The organism is Lysinibacillus odysseyi 34hs-1 = NBRC 100172 (genome assembly GCF_001591965.1).
Classification (GTDB): Bacteria; Bacillota; Bacilli; order Bacillales_A; family Planococcaceae; genus Lysinibacillus_B; species Lysinibacillus_B odysseyi.
On sequence record NZ_BCVX01000017.1, the window covers coordinates 41,969 to 61,166 of the forward strand.

The following is a 19,198-nucleotide window of genomic DNA, read 5'->3' on the forward strand; positions in this document are numbered from 1 at the left end:
TATGCGTGTTAAAATAGGGCGTTAGAGGAGTGACATATATGACAGAAGTAAATTTCCCTTTCCCGTCAGACGGAAAACGTTATTATACATGGAACCGCTATTTGCGGAATGAATTTGGAAAAAAGGTATACAAAGTCGCGCTGGATGCTGGCTTTGATTGTCCTAACCGGGATGGTACCGTAGCATTCGGGGGCTGTACGTTCTGCTCAGCAGCCGGTTCTGGAGATTTTGCTGGTGATAAGGTTGATCCGATTCCCATCCAGTTTGAAAAAATCAAAGCAAAAATGGAGAATAAATGGAAAGACGGCCTGACAATGGCCTATTTTCAAGCTTATACAAATACACATGCCCCGCTTGAAGTATTAAAGGAAAAGTTTGAAGCAGCTCTTGCTTGTGAAGGGGTAATGGGGCTTAGCATTGCCACACGACCTGACTGCCTGCCGGATGATGTTGTCGAATATTTGGCAGAGCTGAATGAACGCACCTATCTTTGGGTGGAGCTTGGGCTCCAGACTGTTCATGAAAAAACAGCGAACTTAATCAACCGTGCCCACGACTATCAAACATATGTTGAAGGCGTAGAAAAATTACGCAAGCACAATATCCGGATCGTCACACATATTATCAACGGTCTGCCGCTGGAAGACTACGATATGATGATGGAAACAGCACGGGAAGTGGCGAAGCTGGATGTCCAAGGCATCAAGATTCATTTATTGCATTTATTAAAAGGGACACCTCTTGTAAAGCAGTATGAAAAAGGAATGCTCGAATTTATGGAAAAAGACGCATACATCAACCTTGTAGCCGACCAGTTGGAAGTACTGCCGCCTGAAATGATCGTGCACCGTATTACAGGAGATGGCCCGATTGATCTCATGATCGGCCCTATGTGGTCGGTGAATAAATGGGAAGTGCTGAATGGAATTGATGCAGAGCTTGAACGGCGTGGATCTTGGCAAGGTAAGCACTATGTGGCGGAAGTGACAAAATGAGGCTGGAGCGAGTGTTACAATACGCACAAACATTATTACAATCAGCAGTCGGCAACGGTGATATTGCAGTCGATGCAACAGCAGGCAATGGACACGATACACTATTTTTAGCCGAACTTGTCGGCGATGACGGTTTTGTCTATGCATTTGATGTCCAGAAGCAGGCAGTTGATGCAACACTTCACCGTCTCCTTGACCATGCGCTTGAACACAGGGCCATTGTACTGAATGATGGCCATGAAAATGTGGCAAAATATGTAGACAAGCCTGTTTCAGGCGCCATTTTTAACTTGGGCTACTTGCCGGGCAGCGATCATGAAGTGATTACCCGTCCAAACACGACAATCCAGGCCTTAGAAAGCCTGCTGCAGCTCTTGAAAATTGGAGGTATCGTCGTTCTTGTCATTTATCACGGCCATGAAGGCGGGAAGGAAGAGCGGGATGAAGTAATCCGCTTTGTAAGCGCGCTTCCACAGAAATCTATCCATGTCCTGCGCTATGAATTTTTAAATCAGAAAAATGACCCTCCCTTTGTTATTGCACTAGAAAAGGTGAAAGAATATCCATTTGAGAGCTGAGGAACGTATCCTCAGCTCTTTTATTTTCCTAAACGTTCAGGCAGTTTCCTTTTCTTAAGAAAATCTTCAGAAACACAGACCCTATATCTTCAGATTTGCCTTTTACACTTAATTTATCAACATAAAAAGGAATGAGCATATGATTACAGTTCAATCACTACACCACGCCTTCCTGATCGGAAAAAAAGGCAAAGAAAAGAAGGTGGATGTATTAAAAGGCATTAATTTCGATGTACAACAGGGTGAAATTGTTTCTATCGTTGGAAAGAGCGGTTCCGGAAAATCTACCCTCTTACAGGTCATCGCGGGTTTCCTAAAGCCAAACGCCGGCTCTGTTTATGTAAATGGGACAGAGACTGCCGCTTTTACGGAAAAGCAAAGCGCTGCCTTTCGTTTAGATCACTTCGGTTTCATCTTTCAAAATTTCCAGCTTCTCCCCGGGCAAAATGTTGTGGAGAATATCGAGCTTCCCCTCAAACTTAAAGGGGTCAGTCCTGTAATCCGCCAGAAAAAAGTCCAGGATATGCTGAAAAGAGTTGGTTTGACAGAAGTGGCAGACCATTATCCAAATGAACTATCAGGCGGCCAGCAGCAGCGTGTATCGATTGCCCGCGCAATGATTACCGACCCTCCTATCGTGTTGGCGGACGAGCCGACCGGAAGTTTGGATATGCAGACAGAACAAGAAATCCTCCAGCTCATGCAGCAGTTGAATAGAGAAAGCAATGTAACCTTTATCATCATTACACATGATGAGGAAGTAGCTTCGATTGCAGACCGTATTTTACGCATGACTGATGGATTGTTAACGGAGGAAATGCAGCATGTTATTTAAAGATCAATTACAATTTGTCCGGCAGCATATGAAAAAGAATAAGCTGCGCGTCACAACTACCGTACTGGCCGCGATGATCGGCTGTGCCTTTTTAATTGTCCTGGCTTCAATCGGGTTTGGGATTCAGGAGACGATGCGCAACGAAATTTTAAATCAAGAAAAAATTACGGAAATCGAGCTTTGGGGTGATGAAAGCCTAACTGCCGAGGACGAAAAGCGGATAAACAACGTAGAGCATGTCAATGTTGTGTTAAAAAAATGGGACGTCGGAGCTTCCGTCTTATCGTCATTTGAAGACCGTACAGGCTATTCACAGGCTGCAATAGTTGATATGGAGGCGCAATCAAAACTGCCTTCGAACTTAAGCAAAGGACGTTTACCAAAGAAACCAAATGAAATAGTTGTTGGTTATCATTACGCTCAAAGCTTATTAAATGAAGCAGACCAAACAGAAATAGACCGTAAGTCAAGAGAAGCAGAAGCAAATGGAACATGGTATAACGGTGAGGAAGAAGGCTATAAAGGAGATATCATCGGAAAGACAGTAACGCTCAAGTTTGAAAATAATGAAGGTGATCAAGAGACACAATCCGGAGAATTCACTATTGTGGGTATATTAAAGAAGCCTTCCTATGATTGGTATATTGATTCCTCCATTCTCTTTGGACAGGGTGTACAAACGTTATTCCCATCTTTAGAAACATACCCTACAACAACTATTTTTGTAGACTCACTTGAAAATGTCATCCCTGTATTAGATCACCTAAAAGAACAGGGCTACCAAGTGTATTCGGTTATCGAGCAATTGGAGGAAATGGATTTATTCTTCCTGATTTTCAAAATTGGACTTATTTTCATTGGAACGATTGCTGTATTAATCGCCTCTATCGGTATTTTCAATACAATGACGATGGCTGTGACAGAGCGTACACGTGAAATCGGTGTGTTAAAGGCAATCGGTGCCTCTCCAGCATTGATTCAGCGTCTGTTCTTAATGGAAAGCGCATTTATCGGCCTGTTAGGTACAGGCTTGGCGATTATTCTTTCGTACGCCATCAGTTTTGGGGCAAACGCTATTTTACCGCACGTACTCGCCTATGCTTTATCGGAGGAAGAATTAACAGGCTATGAACTAACGTTTTCTACAATTCCATTCAGCCTTGTGCTGATTGCAGGAGGCATCAGCCTGGTAGTAGCAATCTTATCCGGTTGGCGTCCCGCACGTAAAGCAACGAAAATCGAAGTGATCCAGGCATTGCGCCAGGAATTATAAACAAAAGGATGAGGGCTAGCCCTCATCCTTGTTTTATTTATCCACAGTAATTTTTTCTTTAAAAAAGATTGTATTTGGATAGTCGTAAAAATAAATTTTTACAGGAGCTTTCATTTCTGTTGGATACGTATACTCCACTTGATTCCATGTGCTGGAGAAGGATTTCATGTCAAAGCGTTTCCCATCTGCATCAATCGCATGACTTAATCGAACCTCTGCCCCCTCCTCTTCTTCAATCGTAATAATGCCTCCCTGGCTTATTTTAAACTTCGCTTTTCCTATCGAAGGCTGCTTGAGAACTATATGCTTGCTGAAATCCACTTCCACATAATTATCATCTTTCGGCAGTACATCCATATTTTCAATTTCAATTGTAAGGGAATCTGCTGAGTTGACTGCATCACTTTCAAATAAGTAAATGACTTCACCATATGAAAGATTATTTAACCCTGTTAATCCATTCTCCGGTGTATTTATTCGCTCGCCTTGCTCATTGAAAATCCGTACATGACCAACATTTAAAATTTGCATTGAATTGCCCTCATCGGTCGTTAGGCGAAGACGAGTCGATGTCGGTGCGATCGTGATATCTTTTATGATCAGCTTTTGCCCTTCATAAGAAATCGTTTGATCAATCTCATATATTTGCTTTTTTACTACGTCATTTTTGATCGTAAAAGGAATTTCAAATGTTGTTTTCTCTTTATCATCAAACGTTATTTGAAGTTCAAAGTTTTTCTTATTAGGCAAGTTTTTGCCTTCAACATTGTAAAAGATGGTATCTTCTATATATTTTTTCACCGTTCCATCTTTCGCCCAGCCGTAACTGGATGCCCCTTCTATTTCTTTTCCATTCTGTAAAATTGTTACCTTCCGTATAAAGAGTTCTGCAATATTATATGGGGCTTCAATTGAATAACGGATTTTTATCCCTGTTTCATCGACCATGACTTCTTTTATTGTAAGGGTTAAATTATTTTTCGTTTCTTTGATATCTAGTTTTTCATATTCATCTGCTTCTTGATCATCTGTAATGAGTGGAACTACGTCAGTAAAGCCCGGGACAAGCTTCACTGTCTCAGCAAAAGGTGGAATAAAACGGACAGACAGAACGAATGCCAAAGCAACTGTCACTGCAAGTACCGGATAATAACGCCAATTGTTTCTTCGCTGCTTTTCTTTCTGTATTTTCTGGAAGGCTCTATGCCGGGTTTTCGCTAATTGTTCTTTTGGTACGTTGATTTGATTTAACTCTTTATTTAACTTTTCTAAATCAAATGGGTTAGTCATCAATCTGTCCCTCCCTGTCCGAAAAGCAGCTTTAATTTCTTTAATGCATGATGCACACGTGATTTCACCGTGCCTTCCGGGATATTTTGCACGCTTGCAATCTCTTTGTTTGTTCGCTGCTCCACATATTTTAGAAATATAACCTGCTGCTCTTGCTCCGAAAGGCCGCTAATCATATCCAGTATTTCAAAGTCCGTTTTCTGTTCGTAGCTCGGCTCTGCATAGTCAGGTACATATTCCACTCGCTTCTTTTTTATATCCAGGCAAATATTGATCAGTACCCGCACGAGCCACGTGTTGATATATGCGGGCTCTTTAACTTGGTGGATTTTCTTGAATGCACGGTACGCAAGCTCCTGCATCGCATCAAGAGCATCCTGTTCATTGCGTAAATAAGCATACGCCGTCCTGTATAATGTTTCTTCATAGTGCTCAAGAAGAGATAAAATGGCCTGTTCATCCCCGCTGATTGCCCTTTTTGCCAGTTGCTCCATACTACACCTTCTTTACCCCTTTATGTATTAGACAGCGTTCTTTACAAAATCGTTCAAAATGTATGAGGTATTTCCCATTTGTCTATTATCGGGCCCTTATTGTCTATTAATAGGCGTATGTTGTCTATAAACCCTGTTATTTTGTCTATTAGTTAACCTAAATTGTCTATTAACGCCTATTATTTGTCTATTAACGCCTATTATTTGTCTATTAATCTTCAACATAAAAAAAGCTGCTTCTAAACGAAGCAGCTGCTATTTCTCTATTTTTTATTGCGTTCTTCCCAGAATGTCGCCCCTTTGATACCTAGCTTAGTAGGGTCAAATACTGGATCCTTGCCTTCTTTCTTTTGTTTCTCGTAATCTTTTAGAGCAACAATAGCAGGTTTCATAATAATAAGAATCGCAATGACGTTAATCCATACCATGAGACCAAGACCGACATCACCCATTGCCCACGCTAGATCAGACGTACGTACTGTACCATAGAAGGCTGCTACGATAATAGCGATTTTGGCGATCCAAATTCCTATTTTTTCTGCCCCGCCTGAGAACAGATAGGCAACATTTGTCTCAGCAATATAGTAATACGCCATAATCGTTGTAAAGGCAAAGAAGAATAACGCAATGGCTACGAATGGAGCTCCGAAGCCTGGTAACGCTTCGTCAACGGCATATTGTGTATATGCTGCCCCTTCCTTTATTGTCTGAGCATAAGAAACTTGGGCTTCACCTGTATACTCATCCTTACCAAATTCACCAGTGAAAATGGTAGGATAAATTTCATATGGCTCGCCATCTACCTTATGCACCTCGCCATCCACCATTACCTGTACTTTATCAGCACCTTCGTCATGTACATTATACATGCCTGTAAATAGAATCATAAATGCCGTAGCTGAACAGATTAATAATGTATCGATATAAACGGAAGCGGCCTGCACTAGCCCTTGTTTTGCCGGGTGTGACACTTCCGCAGCAGCAGCAGGATGGGCACCTGTACCTTGACCTGCTTCATTTGAATAAATACCGCGCTTGACACCCCAAGCAATAGCCGAACCGATGATACCGCCGAATATCTCCTGTGCCCCAAATGCGCTGGAGAAGATCAGGGCAATAACGCCTGGTACCTCGCCTATATTAAGAACAATAATAATAAGAGCCATTAAAATATAAGCCAATGCCATGAATGGCACGATCACCTGGGCTGCGTTTGCGATGGATTTAACCCCGCCGATAATAATAACACCTAGTAAAATAGCAATGATAAGACCAATAATCCAATTATCAATACCAAATGCATTGTTCATTGCACCAGCAATAGCATTGGATTGAACACCAGGCATTAAAATAAGCATTGCCAGCAATGCTGCTACGGCAAAGATTACCGCAAACCATTTTTGTCCCATTCCCTTTTCGATATAAAAGGCCGGTCCGCCACGATACTCCGTTTCTTTTTCTTCCTTATAGATTTGAGCTAGCGTGGACTCAACATAAGCCGTGGCAGCTCCGATAAAGGCAATCAGCCACATCCAGAATACTGCACCGGGTCCCCCCATCCCGATAGCTGTAGCTGTTCCCGCAATATTACCAGTACCCACACGCCCCGAAAGTGCGATGGCTAAAGCTTGGAAAGAAGAGATACCTTTTTCCGATTTTTCCCCTTTAAACATTAATACGAACATTTCTTTAATATGGCGAACCTGAAGGAATCTAGTAATAACAGAGAAAAATAGACCAATCAACATGATTCCGTAGATGAACCAAGGTCCCCAGAAAAAATTATTCAGAAAACCAACAACATCTCCCATATAACGCCCCCCTTTGTTTTGAAATATTTTATTATTTTGAAGTTCACTATATTACAAAATACTCCTTCATTCAACTAATTTTTAAAATATTTGCAATATTCCATATCCGACAAATCAAAGAATAATAAAAAGCGCAATGAACTATCTGTTCACTGCGCTTTCTTTACGGAATAATATACCCGAGGGATCTTAAACTATTATTCATAAAATCTCTTGTTAGCTGGAAAATCTCTTCGCGCTCCATCTCGAAAAAGAGACTACTCAAACTGTCCTTCCACTCCTTATATTGAAAGTGGGTAAGGTTTTGCTGCATCAGCCATTGCTTTGAAGCTGCCGTATCTGTAATACTATCACGTCCCCCTGTCATGAGGAGTACCGGCAATGACGGCAGCCTTACCTCGGCATCCTTCCACATTTTCATCAGATGCTGTAATTCCCGGTACCATTTTACAGTCACAACAGTATTAAACGGTACTTCATCTTTCATCTCCTCGTATACTTCAAAATTACGTGTCAACGTATTATAGGTGATTTCATGTTTTAGTTTGACGTTAGAAGTAATGGCGCTAAGGCTTGATAAGGCTTTCGAAAGCTTCCCGGGCTCAAGTTTCAGGTGAAGCCAAGGTGACACCATGATAAGACCTGCACAGTCCAGCTTATTACGATATATTGCACGCGCGGCAATTGTCGCTCCTAATCCATTTCCTATTATAAACACCGGTAAATCTTCAGTTTGGGCAACTTGGATTAACTGTTTTGCATAAGTATAGTATTCCTGAAAATCCTCATCATGGTAGCGATGATTTTTCGCCTGCTCCCCATGCCCCGGTAAATCTCCCATTACAACGTGAAATCCTGAGCCGCGTAACTTTTCAATAAGCCACGCATACCAGGCGTGATGCTCATAAGCACTATGAAAAATTGCTACAACCGCTTTTGGCTGCCCCTCAGCATCCCATTTCCACATTAGCCTTCCTCCTAAAATTCTCATTCATAGTTATTTGACAAGTTTGTTTATTTCCTTCTTACTATTTGGTACGATTATTATATATATTAGCTTGAAATGAGGCGAAAGAATATGATTTACCCTTATAAAGATCAAACTCCAAACATAGATCCATCTGTCTTTATTGCAGATTATGTTACCATTACAGGTGACGTTACTATTGGAGCTGACACAACGGTCTGGTTTAATACCGTCATCCGGGGGGATGTAGCCCCGACGATTATAGGCAGCCGTGTCAGTATTCAAGATTTAAGCTGCCTTCACCAAAGTCCTAATAATCCTCTTATTATTGAAGATGAAGTAACTGTGGGCCATCAGGTGACATTACATAGCTGTGTAATCCGTAAACGGGCGCTTATTGGTATGGGCTCCATTATCCTTGATGGTGCTGAAATTGGAGAAGGTGCATTTATCGGAGCTGGCAGCCTTGTCCCGCCCGGCAAAAAAATCCCTCCCAACTCCCTGGCAATGGGCAGCCCGGCAAAGGTCATCCGTGACATCAGCCCTGAGGACCGTGCAGATATGGACCGGATTATTCGTGAGTATGTAGAAAAAGGAAAATATTATAAATCACTTCAAAAATAATAACCAGCAAGCCCATATACTGAGGGCTTTTTTCTATTATATAATATATTAAACGACATCTCAGGGACAAAAGTAAGCAAGATAGCATCCTTTTATCGAAAGACGAGAGAATATTTTTAAGCTATCAAACTGACTAGGTTTCTGTGCCTAATGTCATCCGTACACAGCTAAAGTGAAAGCCCCTAGTGTCTCTTATAGCGCCTTTCTTCTTTCTTACCCGCTAAAAAAGCCGTCACAGTAAGTGACGGCCTTTTTCACAATCCGGCATGGCTTCAGTCCATTATAGGCCAGCTTTTTCACGAAGCGCCTGAGCCTTGTCCGTGTTTTCCCATGGTACATCCAGGTCTGTACGGCCAAAATGTCCATAAGCTGCTGTTTGTTTGTAAATCGGGCGGCGCAGGTCAAGCATTTTAATGATCCCTGCAGGACGTAAATCAAATAATTCACGTACCCATTCCACTATTTTGCTTTCCTCTACGTTGCCAGTACCGAATGTATCGACCGCAATCGATACCGGGCGGGCTACACCAATTGCATAAGCAAGCTGCACTTCTGCACGTTCCGCCAGTCCTGCTGCTACAATATTTTTGGCAACATAGCGTGCTGCATAAGCCGCTGAGCGGTCAACCTTTGTAGCATCTTTTCCAGAGAAGGCACCACCGCCGTGGCGGGCATATCCACCATACGTATCTACGATGATTTTACGGCCGGTAAGACCTGCATCTCCTTTTGGTCCTCCGATTACAAAGCGGCCTGTTGGATTAATGAAATATTTTGTGTTTACGTCAATTAGGTTTGCGGGTACTACTTTATTGATTACTACTTCTTTGATGTCTTTTTGGATTTGCTCTAATGTGACGTCTTCATCATGCTGTGTAGATAAAACGATTGTATCAACACGTACAGGATGATTGTTTTCATCATATTCTACAGTCACTTGTGTTTTTCCATCCGGACGTAGGTACGGTAGTTCCCCTGATTTGCGGGCCTCTGTTAGACGACGAGCCAGCTTATGTGCCAAACTGATAGGTAGCGGCATCAGTTCTGGTGTTTCATTGCAGGCATACCCAAACATTAAACCTTGGTCTCCCGCGCCGATTGCTTCTAGTTCTTCATCAGTCATCGCGCCTTCGCGAGCTTCAAGTGCTTGGTCTACACCTTGGGCAATATCAGGCGATTGCTCCCCAAGAGCTACAAGTACAGCAAGGTTTTCGGCGTCAAAGCCATATTTACCGCGTGTATAGCCAATTTTCTCTACTGTATCACGCACAATTCCTTTAATATCTACATATGTAGATGTTGTTACTTCACCGGAAACTAATACAAGTCCTGTAGTGACAGTTGTTTCGCACGCTACTCGTGCATTTGGATCTTCTGCTAAAATAGCATCTAAAATGGCATCAGAAATTTGGTCGCAAATCTTATCTGGATGCCCTTCTGTTACACTTTCTGATGTAAACAGTCGACGGTTTGTCATTTGTCTTCCTCCTAAAAATACCTTGCGCGAAAGCGCGTATTTGATACGGTACTCATTACCCATGTATGTCTACCCGTACGGATTAAAAAAGCCGCTGCTAACTTTTACACGAGGATTTAGAAAGGCCTAAAGTAATGAAGAGAAGCATGTCCCGCTTACACGTCATCCTTCAGGAGGACGGTATAAAAAATGAAACTTCAGCCTGCTCTTTTCAAATGCAAAACAAAAAAATCCCTTCACTCATGTTATGAGGAAAGGAGTCATGTTTTCGTTACCTTTCACTCTTATCGTTCAAGGAATTATCCTTGCATCAGGTTGGCACCAACACGTTACGAAAATCGTATTGCAGGTTGCCGGGTTTCATAGGGCCTGACCCTCCACCAGCTCGGGATAAGAGTATCCGTTCAGTTTTAAATGGTACGAAATTTGTTTCATCTTGTCAAACGATTTATAATGGTTTTATGGAATATAAAAAAATCACAAAATAAATTCAGAATTAGTATAGATTATTAGCATCAATGTGTTATACTATTTTTGAATTAGTCACTAACTCCCTCACATAGGGGAACTATATAAAAAAGGATGGTATTTAATCAATGAATTCAGTAGACATCAACAACGAACTGAAGGAATTATTAAGCGGGGCAAATATTAACGTTCAACTATCTGTACCAGAACTAGTTGAAAAAGCTACATCACGCGGGGAAGCAACACTTACAGTAGACGGCGCTTTACGAGCTGAAACAGGTAAATATACTGGCCGTTCCCCTAAGGATAAATATATGGTTGAAGAAGAAACTTCAAAAGATAAAATTGACTGGGGTAAAGTAAACAAACCTATCTCGACAGAAGTTTTCGACAATCTTTACGTAAAAGTGATCAACTACTTAAAAGAAAAAGACGAGTTATTCGTATTTAAAGGATTTGCAGGAGCTGACAAAGACTCTCAGCTATCAATCCAAGTAATAAACGAATATGCTTGGCATAATCTTTTCTGTCATCAATTATTTATCCGTCCAACAGCTGAAGAATTAGCTAGTCACGCTGCACAGTTCACAATTGTATCAGCTCCATCTTTTAAAGCTGATCCAGCAGTTGATGGTACGGCTTCTGAAACGTTCATCATTACATCAATGGAAAAGAAAATCATCCTTATCGGCGGCACAGAGTACGCTGGTGAAATGAAAAAATCAATCTTTGGTATTATGAACTACCTATTACCAGAACAGGGGATCTTCCCAATGCACTGTTCAGCCAATGTAGGTGAGGAAGGCGATGTAGCATTATTCTTCGGTCTTTCAGGTACTGGTAAAACGACTTTATCAGCAGATGCCGACCGTAAACTGATCGGTGACGATGAGCATGGCTGGTCTGACAATGGTGTGTTCAATATTGAAGGCGGATGCTATGCGAAAACAATTAACCTTTCCGCTGAAAAAGAGCCTGAAATCTATAATGCTATCAAGTTTGGTGCCGTACTGGAAAACGTTGCTGTACATCCAGAAACACGCGTTTGCGACTATGATGACGGTTCATTAACTGAAAATACACGTGTCGCTTATCCAATCAATTACATTGATAATATTGTTACACCATCTGTTGCAGGCCATCCAAAAACAATCGTATTCTTAACTGCAGATGCTTTTGGCGTATTGCCTCCAATCTCAAAATTAACGAAAGAACAAGCAATGTACCACTTCTTAAGCGGCTTTACTTCAAAATTGGCTGGTACAGAGCGCGGTGTTACAGAGCCAGAACCAGTATTCTCAACATGCTTCGGTTCACCATTCCTACCTCTTCCGGCAACAGTTTATGCTGAAATGTTAGGTAAGAAAATTGATGAACACGGTTCACAAGTGTTCCTAGTTAACACTGGCTGGACTGGCGGCGAATATGGTGTAGGTTCCCGTATGAAGCTTTCTTATACACGCACTATGGTTCGTGCTGCCATTGATGGCAAGCTAAACGACGTTGAAACAATTCAAGACGGCGTATTTGGATTAAACATTCCTGTTGCTGTTGAAGGTGTTCCTACAGAAGTTTTAACTCCACGTGAAGCTTGGGCGGATAAAGCTGCGTATGATAAAAAGGCAAACGAACTAGCTGAGCTATTTAAAAATAATTTCAAAAAATTTGAAGATGTTTCTGAAGAGATCGTAAAAAAAGGCGGCCCTTTAGTATAAGCAGGATTTGTTTTTCGGCCCTGCAGTAGTCTTCTTCTAAATAACAAGGAGCAGCCATTTCGGCTGCTCCTTGTTTTCTTCTATTTTGCTTCTCTAAAACTAGCCTCAAGCTTTGAGGAGCGTCCCCTGTAAAAAAAACTATGCAGACACCTTCCCCCCTGCTTATCATCTGAAATTTTTACTTATTTTCTTCTACTCTCTTACCTTTCATCCATCCACAAAGAGCACGGACCGTTTCTCTATTCAAAGCCGGCGGATAATGGTGCTTTAATCCATAGGAATACCATGTTTCATGAAATTTACCTGCATCCTGAAGACAGTATTCGAGCTGATAAGCGTGTTCGATATCTACATGCTGGTCACTCGTACCATGAATGATAAGAACGGGTGCTTTTATTTTTTTTATTTCAAATAAAGGTGTCCGGTCATCATAACGCTCCGGTACTTTTTTTGGGGTTCCTCCAATGACGCGCCGCAGCCCTCTGCGCATATCAATTCTTTCCCAATAGGTCGCTGTAGCATCCGATACCCCTGCCCACGTCACGACAGAAGCAATGTCCTCTCTTAAAATCGCTGCCCATAACGCCATCAGCCCTCCACGGGAAAAGCCGTATACATGAACGTTCTCACAGTCGGTAAACTGTTTTAGTACGTCAACACCGAAAACAGCATCATAACGGTCATCTCCCGCAAATTCATCCTTTCCTTCACCGCCGCGGTTTCCTCTATAGTAAGGAGCAAATACAACAAAGCCCTGCATGGCAAATTGAGCGATTCTTGCAGGTCTTACCATGCCGATAGATTGCATGCCCCCCCGCAGATACAGCATTGCTTCAGCAGGCTTTTCCGCTTTTGGTCTTGCCAGCAGCCCCTTTACTCGAAGCCCATTCGACCAGTATGTAATCTCATCCAGCCGGATATGGGAATTTGGTGAAGGATACTTGCGAATGGATGCGATTTTACCATCGTCTTTCATGTGTCTTCACTTCCTGTAACATCTTTTTCATTCCGTCATCACGCATATAAAAACTTAAGTTTGGATGTGAAAGCAATTCTTCTTCCGTCAGCCAGTACCTTGCGAGTGTTTCATATTCTCCGACAAATTCTTCTATCTGATCAACACTGGCTGTAAAAACAGCCTTACAAAATGGTATTTCGTCATACACTACATAATAAGCAAACCACCTGGCATCCTTTACTTTCACTTGCGTTTCTTCATATACTTCACGGATTGCCGCTTCCATAAGCGTCTCTCCTTCTTCTTGTTTTCCTCCAGGAAATTCAATGCCCCTCGTATAATGCTCTGTACAGAGCCATTTATCTTCATATTTTACTAAAGCCAGCACATGTCGCGGCTCTACTTCAAATGGGCCTTCGTCGAATCGCAAAACTACCTGCAGCCCGTTTTCATCTATAAATGTAAACATCCCTTCAACTCCTAACTAATTTCAAGTGTAGCGAAGGGATGTCAGCGCTTCAACTAAAATAAGGCATCTGCTCAACAAATTCTCTTGTTTGCTCATCACCATATTCATGAATAAGCGCATATATTTGCTTGTAACGCTGGTCGATATCATGATTCAGCTCATCCATATGGTAAGGAATAAATGGCAAGTGGGCTCGAACCATATTAGATGTTTCCAACTGATAAATATGACCAAATAACTTTTGGAATACCCGGGCCTTCTGAGGCTCCAGCTCCATTTTAAAATCATATGGTCTCATACCCGGATAAGCTGTGCATGTTAAATTCGGAACGGATATATAGTATATTTGTTTTTCCATATAGACCACCTCGCTGTTAGTATAAGTAGCAGCTATATAGATTATACGCAAAATGCAGCCTCCTTTCAGAGGCCGCATTTTTTATACTCGATATGAATAAGCTGATTAGTTGCCAAGGAATGCAGACAGCATCCATGAATGTTTTTCAAGACTTTGAACTTTAGCATTTAACAAGTCTTCTGTTCTGTCATCGCCTTCTTCAGATGCCGTTTCCATTGCTTCTTTCAGTGCTTTCTTTAATACATCAAAGTCATTAATAATCGACTGTACCATTTCCTCAGCCGATTCTGAGCCTGTTGCTTCCTTCACTAATGAAAGTTCAAGATGCTCTTTCATAGTTGCCACCGGCTTGCCGCCTTTTGATAAAATACGTTCGGCAACTTCATCCAGCGACAATGTTACCTCGTTATATAATTCTTCAAATTTTGCGTGTAATGTAAAGAAGGATGGTCCATTTACATACCAGTGATAGTTATGTAGCTTCGTGTAAAGCACAGACCATGTCGCTACCAATTCGTTTAATTGTTCGTTTAATGATTTTTTAGCCATACAATCACCTCATTAAGTTAGTGGATAATTTAATTAATTATCATAGGTATTATACCCACTTTTCCAACTCTTAAAATGAATAGTTGTAGAATTTTTTAAAGGTCTATCACCTGTTCAAGATATTATAGAACAAAAACTCTTGAAAACCTTTATAATAGACAATGAGGTGAGAAAGTTGAGTTTGCCATTAATTTTAATTATCATCTTAACAATCGTTTTGATTTTTGCTATTGCGATCTTTTTAGCAGCCAAACAAAATAACTTTTCTATAAAGCAGACCGTTGATCCGCTACCGGAGCAGACTTATCAGAAGGAGGAAGATAAATAATGAAATATCCATTTATCTGGCTGATCCGTTTCTATCGTCAATATATCTCTCCGATGACTCCGCCGTCTTGCCGTTTCCATCCGACTTGCTCAAGCTATGGATTGGAAGCATTCCAAAAACATGGCGCAATAAAAGGTATCATTTTAACAACAATCCGTATTTTAAAATGCCAGCCACTTCATCCTGGCGGGTTTGATCCTGTGCCTGAAGAATGGCCTTCGAAAAAAAAATAATTTCGAAGGCTATTTTTTATTGTCTTTTTTTATCCGTTCCTGTATTATAATCAATGTTGAACTTAAATCGTAATAATTACAATTAAGAGGTGAATAAGATGAAAAAGCTTTTATCCCTTCTGCTGTTGACAATTGTAGCCCTTGTGCTGGCTGCATGTGGCGGAGACAAGAAGGAGAAGGAACATAATTCAAAGGATACGGACAGCGCATTGTCTATTTATACAACGGTTTACCCATTACAGTACTTCGCTGAACGCATCGGTGGGGATCATGTAAAGGTTTCCTCCATTTATCCTCCCGGAGCTAATGAACATACATTTGAGCCGACTCAGAAAGATATGATGACGTTAGCAGATGCCGACTTGTTCTTCTATATCGGCCTGGGACTTGAAGGGTTTGTAGAAAAGGCCAAAACAACGTTGGCACATGAACATGTAAAATTAGTCTCTACTGCAGACAATGTCAGTGAAGAAATGCTTCATATCTCTACCGGTCATGTACATGCAGAGGAAGAAGAAGGACATGCCCATGAAGATGAACATGAAGATGAACATAATCATGAAGAGGAGCATGGACTTGACTCCCACGTCTGGCTTTCTCCTGTCATTTCAAAAGAGTTAGCCGCTGTTATCAAGAGTGAACTCATAAAAGCAATGCCTGAATATGAGTCAGATTTTACAAAGAACTATGACACACTGACGGCAGAGCTAGATCAGCTGCACGCTGATTTCGAATCAATGGCAGCCGGAACATCCAAAAAAACCTTCTTTGTGTCCCATGCGGCCTTTGGCTATATCGCCGGCCATTACGGCTTCACACAGGTACCGGTTGCAGGACTGAATTCTCAAAGTGAACCATCCCAAAAAGAATTGATGAAAATTGTTGACCTAGCCAAAGCAGAAAATATCCAGTATATTTTCTTCGAACAAAATGTGTCATCAAGCCTTACGGAAGTCATTCAAAAAGAGGTAGGCGCCAAAGCGATGACCCTGCATAACCTCAGCGTACTAACGCCCCAGGATATTGCCAATGGTGAAACATATTTTACATTAATGAGAAAAAACATGGAGGCATTGAAAACTGCTCTGCAATAATGAGAATGAGCAACTGCCTCTCCCTTCTTTAAGAAAATCGATAAAAGAAAAGAAGACAACGGCGACTTAAGTACGGCCTTGTCTTCTTTTTCATTTATATAATATTAATTTTATCTAGGTGCCTGATTTGAGCGGGTAATTTACTTTTCACTTACAGCCTTTGAATACTCTGCTGTATTCCACGAATGGGTCTTCATCATTTCCTGGTCAGTTTTTAGGAAATAGTTATAGCGGACAGTGTTTACATTATCATCCAACGGGTCATCCCACGTTACATCAATATGACGCCACTCATCTGTTAATTTAACAAGATTCCAGCTATGTGCCGCCCCTCCTGCTTTTCCTTTTACATATTGCATTTCAAACCCAAGCTCTGATAACATTTTATGCAAAAGTAAGGAGTATGCCTGACAGACACCCTTTTTTTCTGTCAAGGCGGTATACACACTATGACTGCTACCATACGTGTCATTAGAATATTCAATATTCATAGCAATATAGTCATGGACGGCCTTAATCTTCTCCTGCTCCGAAAGTTTTTCTTTCCGAATACCAGCGAGGACCTTCTCCACTTCTTCATCTACATAATTCTCTTTTTCCTTTGTCGTCAGAAAATCAACGGTAAATTGAATAGTTGTTACATGGCCATTCGGCTTTAGAGTGGCTTCCAATCCCGTCATATTTTCATAGGAATAACTGTCCTTCTTCCGTATATCTTCTAATATTAATTTGAGCTGTTCCTCTGCTGCTTCTTCGTCCCCTCTATAGGAAACAGTAAAGGAAGACTGAAAGGAGGCAATCTGCTTATAAATTTCATTGTATAAGTCCCGGTCATACACAGTCTGTCCAGTCATTGCCGCTGCCGTCATACTAGAAGCAGTAAATCCGCTGTATAGAATGATTATGCCTAATAAAATCTGTATTTTTTTCAAGTTGGCACCCCTTTTTTTCCTTCAACTTGTTATTATAGTTGCATTATATGATTGTTTAATATAAAAATACCCATAAACAAAAAGATGATAAACATAAACTATTAACCATCTATTAAGTTCATATAAAAAAAGGTAGCAAGTGAACCTATTAAACATACAAAAAGAGCTGGCCAGAAAGTAGAGACTTTCTAACCAGCTCACTATTTTTGCTGCCTATTCATTAAGACCTTCTACTTTCAGGAGCTTCAACAGGTAGAGAGCAGATTTTATCAAAGATCTTTTTACAGCAATTCCGTTAATCTTCTTCTGACAAGCTTGTTTGAACCATTTCGGGGTAATTGATCGACAATCAGTACTTTTTTCGGCATTTTATAGGATGCTAATCTTCCCTTGCAAAAGGTAAGAAGCTCTTCTACCGTTGCTTCATTTTTCAGGACAATAAAAGCAGCCGGTACCTTCCCCCACACAGGATCATCAATACCACTTACCCCTGCTTCTTTAACAGCAGGATGAGCCAAAAGCACATTCTCAATTTCCGCGGGATAAATATTTTCCCCGCCTGAAATAATTAAATCAGCCCGGCGATCGATCACATATAAATAGCCTTCCTCATCTAGATAGCCAATATCACCTGTCTTCAACCAGCCGTTTTCCATGGCCGGGCGATTGGCAAAACGGCCGATATAGCCTGGGGTTACATGCGGGCCGCGAATACAGATCTCCCCTTCATCCCCTGGTTTTGCTGCGCCTTCTATCCGGATTTGATTAAAGAACAACGGTTTTCCGGCAGAGCCCGCCTTTTCCATAGCATCCTCACTGCTTAATGTGGCAGTCTGGGAGGATGTTTCTGTCATACCATACGTTTGTACAACTTGCAGGTGCAATTTGTCCGCTCTCCTTAAATAATCGACTGGCACAGGTCCTCCGCCAGCTAGGATAGATTGGAAGTTTGGATGGGCCTTCATTCCACGCTCTTCCATATAAGAAAGAATCCGTTCTAATGTCACGGCAACAGCCGACATTCTCGTCACTGAGCCTTCAGCAATTTCAGTAGCACACGAGGCAGCATCAAATTTTTCGTATAAACGCACGTGCATGCCATACAGTAAAGATCTCATTAAAATAGAAAAGCCGCTAATATGAAAAATCGGCATTGTACATAACCATACATCTGAATCTCTCAGGCCAAGATTCAGCACTGAGCTGATGGCACTCGCACTGTGATTCTGTACAGTCTGACGAACTCCCTTTGGAAAACCTGTCGTTCCAGAAGTGTACATAATAGAAATTGTTGCATCATCGCTCCATTCTTCCACAGCTTCTATTTTAATTTCCTCCGCACAAAAAACCTCTGTAAAAAGAATAGAATCAGTGTCCTCAGGCAGCTTGTGCTGTTCTTCTTCATGAACAATTACTGCCTTTACTTGGGCATCCTGAATTTGATAATGCAGTTCATATGATGATAGCCGTCCATTTAAAAAAACTATCTCTACTCCTCTTTCCATACAACCGTAAATCATCGATATAAGCTCAGGACGGGAAGGTGCTAAAAGAGCAATACGGTCCCCCCTATCCAGATGAAATGAAGCAAGCTTTCCGGCAATACGTACCGCCTCATCATAAAGCTCTTTAAATGTCCATTGTTTATCGTTATAGCTTAAGCCAATTCGATTTGGTGTTAAATAACTGCGCTGAGCTAACCAATTCGGCTGCATAAATTTCCCTCCTCTAATATAAAAAAGGGCTGCAA

Annotated in this window: 20 protein-coding genes and 1 riboswitch; of the genes, 9 read left to right on the plus strand and 11 right to left on the minus strand. The window is 41.4% G+C overall.

The annotated features are described in order from the left end of the window. Positions 1-38: 38 nt before the first annotated feature. From BOD01S_RS21100 to BOD01S_RS21115, 4 genes are all read left to right on the plus strand, one after another. Positions 39-995, plus strand: coding sequence for a TIGR01212 family radical SAM protein (locus BOD01S_RS21100; protein WP_036151046.1), 957 nt, complete (start codon positions 39-41; stop codon positions 993-995). Continuing rightward, positions 992-1,573, plus strand: coding sequence for a tRNA (mnm(5)s(2)U34)-methyltransferase (locus tag BOD01S_RS21105; RefSeq protein ID WP_036151045.1), 582 nt, complete (start codon positions 992-994; stop codon positions 1,571-1,573). The genes BOD01S_RS21100 and BOD01S_RS21105 overlap by 4 nt, the downstream gene beginning before the upstream one ends. Before the next feature lie 139 nt (positions 1,574-1,712). Beyond that, positions 1,713-2,408 carry an ABC transporter ATP-binding protein gene (locus tag BOD01S_RS21110; protein ID WP_036151044.1) on the plus strand — a complete coding sequence of 232 codons (696 nt, stop codon included), beginning with the start codon at positions 1,713-1,715 and terminating at the stop codon, positions 2,406-2,408. Beyond that, positions 2,398-3,681: an ABC transporter permease gene (locus tag BOD01S_RS21115; RefSeq protein ID WP_036151043.1), complete on the plus strand. Its 1,284-nt coding sequence runs from the start codon at positions 2,398-2,400 to the stop codon at positions 3,679-3,681. The genes BOD01S_RS21110 and BOD01S_RS21115 overlap by 11 nt, the downstream gene beginning before the upstream one ends. Positions 3,682-3,714: 33 nt before the next feature. Here the strand turns inward: BOD01S_RS21115 and BOD01S_RS21120 are convergent, their stop codons facing one another. The 4 genes from BOD01S_RS21120 to BOD01S_RS21135 form a co-directional block, all read right to left on the minus strand. Further along, a complete protein-coding gene (locus BOD01S_RS21120; RefSeq protein WP_036151041.1) occupies positions 3,715-4,971 on the minus strand; it encodes a DUF4179 domain-containing protein in 1,257 nt (418 codons plus the stop codon). Beyond that, positions 4,971-5,465, minus strand: coding sequence for a sigma-70 family RNA polymerase sigma factor (locus BOD01S_RS21125; RefSeq protein WP_036151039.1), 495 nt, complete (start codon positions 5,463-5,465; stop codon positions 4,971-4,973). Before BOD01S_RS21125 ends, BOD01S_RS21120 begins: the two co-directional genes overlap by 1 nt. A 263-nt stretch (positions 5,466-5,728) precedes the next feature. Then, a complete protein-coding gene (locus BOD01S_RS21130; RefSeq protein ID WP_036151037.1) occupies positions 5,729-7,276 on the minus strand; it encodes an alanine/glycine:cation symporter family protein in 1,548 nt (515 codons plus the stop codon). Positions 7,277-7,439: 163 nt separating this feature from the next. Beyond that, entirely contained in the window at positions 7,440-8,243 is an 804-nt protein-coding gene (locus BOD01S_RS21135; protein WP_036151034.1) for an alpha/beta hydrolase, read from the minus strand. 111 nt (positions 8,244-8,354) lie between these two features. Here BOD01S_RS21135 and BOD01S_RS21140 point away from each other — a divergent pair, with 111 nt between their 5' ends. Continuing rightward, positions 8,355-8,867, plus strand: coding sequence for a gamma carbonic anhydrase (locus BOD01S_RS21140; RefSeq protein ID WP_036151032.1), 513 nt, complete (start codon positions 8,355-8,357; stop codon positions 8,865-8,867). A 280-nt stretch (positions 8,868-9,147) separates the two neighbouring features. Here BOD01S_RS21140 and metK read toward each other — a convergent pair whose 3' ends face one another. Further along, the gene (gene metK, locus BOD01S_RS21145; RefSeq protein ID WP_036151030.1) at positions 9,148-10,344 is read right to left on the minus strand and encodes a methionine adenosyltransferase; all 1,197 of its coding nucleotides are present in this window, start codon (positions 10,342-10,344) and stop codon (positions 9,148-9,150) included. A 281-nt stretch (positions 10,345-10,625) separates the two neighbouring features. Beyond that, positions 10,626-10,741, minus strand: a riboswitch (SAM riboswitch). Between the two features lie 199 nt (positions 10,742-10,940). Between metK and pckA the strand changes: the two genes are divergently transcribed. After that, positions 10,941-12,527 (plus strand): phosphoenolpyruvate carboxykinase (ATP), encoded by a 1,587-nt coding sequence (pckA, locus tag BOD01S_RS21150; protein WP_036151029.1) that lies wholly within the window; start codon positions 10,941-10,943, stop codon positions 12,525-12,527. Positions 12,528-12,705: 178 nt separating this feature from the next. On the opposite strand, the gene BOD01S_RS21155 is transcribed toward pckA, so the two are convergent. The 4 genes from BOD01S_RS21155 to BOD01S_RS21170 form a co-directional block, all read right to left on the minus strand. Continuing rightward, positions 12,706-13,503 carry an alpha/beta hydrolase family protein gene (locus tag BOD01S_RS21155; RefSeq protein WP_036151026.1) on the minus strand — a complete coding sequence of 266 codons (798 nt, stop codon included), beginning with the start codon at positions 13,501-13,503 and terminating at the stop codon, positions 12,706-12,708. Beyond that, a complete protein-coding gene (locus tag BOD01S_RS21160; protein WP_036151023.1) occupies positions 13,487-13,954 on the minus strand; it encodes an NUDIX domain-containing protein in 468 nt (155 codons plus the stop codon). Before BOD01S_RS21160 ends, BOD01S_RS21155 begins: the two co-directional genes overlap by 17 nt. Positions 13,955-14,003: 49 nt before the next feature. Next, positions 14,004-14,312 carry a hypothetical protein gene (locus BOD01S_RS21165; RefSeq protein ID WP_036151113.1) on the minus strand — a complete coding sequence of 103 codons (309 nt, stop codon included), beginning with the start codon at positions 14,310-14,312 and terminating at the stop codon, positions 14,004-14,006. A gap of 105 nt (positions 14,313-14,417) precedes the next feature. Then, positions 14,418-14,861, minus strand: a complete 444-nt coding sequence (locus tag BOD01S_RS21170; RefSeq protein WP_036151022.1) for a Dps family protein — start codon at positions 14,859-14,861, stop codon at positions 14,418-14,420. A gap of 175 nt (positions 14,862-15,036) precedes the next feature. Between BOD01S_RS21170 and BOD01S_RS23460 the strand changes: the two genes are divergently transcribed. The 3 genes from BOD01S_RS23460 to BOD01S_RS21180 all read left to right on the plus strand — a co-directional run bounded on the left by BOD01S_RS23460 (position 15,037) and on the right by BOD01S_RS21180 (position 16,516). Continuing rightward, positions 15,037-15,189, plus strand: a complete 153-nt coding sequence (locus tag BOD01S_RS23460; protein ID WP_169745600.1) for a hypothetical protein — start codon at positions 15,037-15,039, stop codon at positions 15,187-15,189. Continuing rightward, on the plus strand, positions 15,189-15,422 hold the full coding sequence (gene yidD, locus BOD01S_RS21175) for a membrane protein insertion efficiency factor YidD (RefSeq protein ID WP_036151019.1): 234 nt from the start codon (positions 15,189-15,191) through the stop codon (positions 15,420-15,422). Before BOD01S_RS23460 ends, yidD begins: the two co-directional genes overlap by 1 nt. Before the next feature lie 98 nt (positions 15,423-15,520). After that, a complete protein-coding gene (locus BOD01S_RS21180; protein ID WP_036151017.1) occupies positions 15,521-16,516 on the plus strand; it encodes a metal ABC transporter solute-binding protein, Zn/Mn family in 996 nt (331 codons plus the stop codon). A gap of 140 nt (positions 16,517-16,656) precedes the next feature. On the opposite strand, the gene BOD01S_RS21185 is transcribed toward BOD01S_RS21180, so the two are convergent. Both BOD01S_RS21185 and BOD01S_RS21190 read right to left on the minus strand, forming a co-directional pair. Then, the gene (locus tag BOD01S_RS21185) at positions 16,657-17,448 is read right to left on the minus strand and encodes a transglutaminase domain-containing protein (protein WP_052124700.1); all 792 of its coding nucleotides are present in this window, start codon (positions 17,446-17,448) and stop codon (positions 16,657-16,659) included. Positions 17,449-17,729: 281 nt separating this feature from the next. After that, positions 17,730-19,163 carry an o-succinylbenzoate--CoA ligase gene (locus BOD01S_RS21190; RefSeq protein WP_036151016.1) on the minus strand — a complete coding sequence of 478 codons (1,434 nt, stop codon included), beginning with the start codon at positions 19,161-19,163 and terminating at the stop codon, positions 17,730-17,732. Positions 19,164-19,198: the final 35 nt, after the last annotated feature.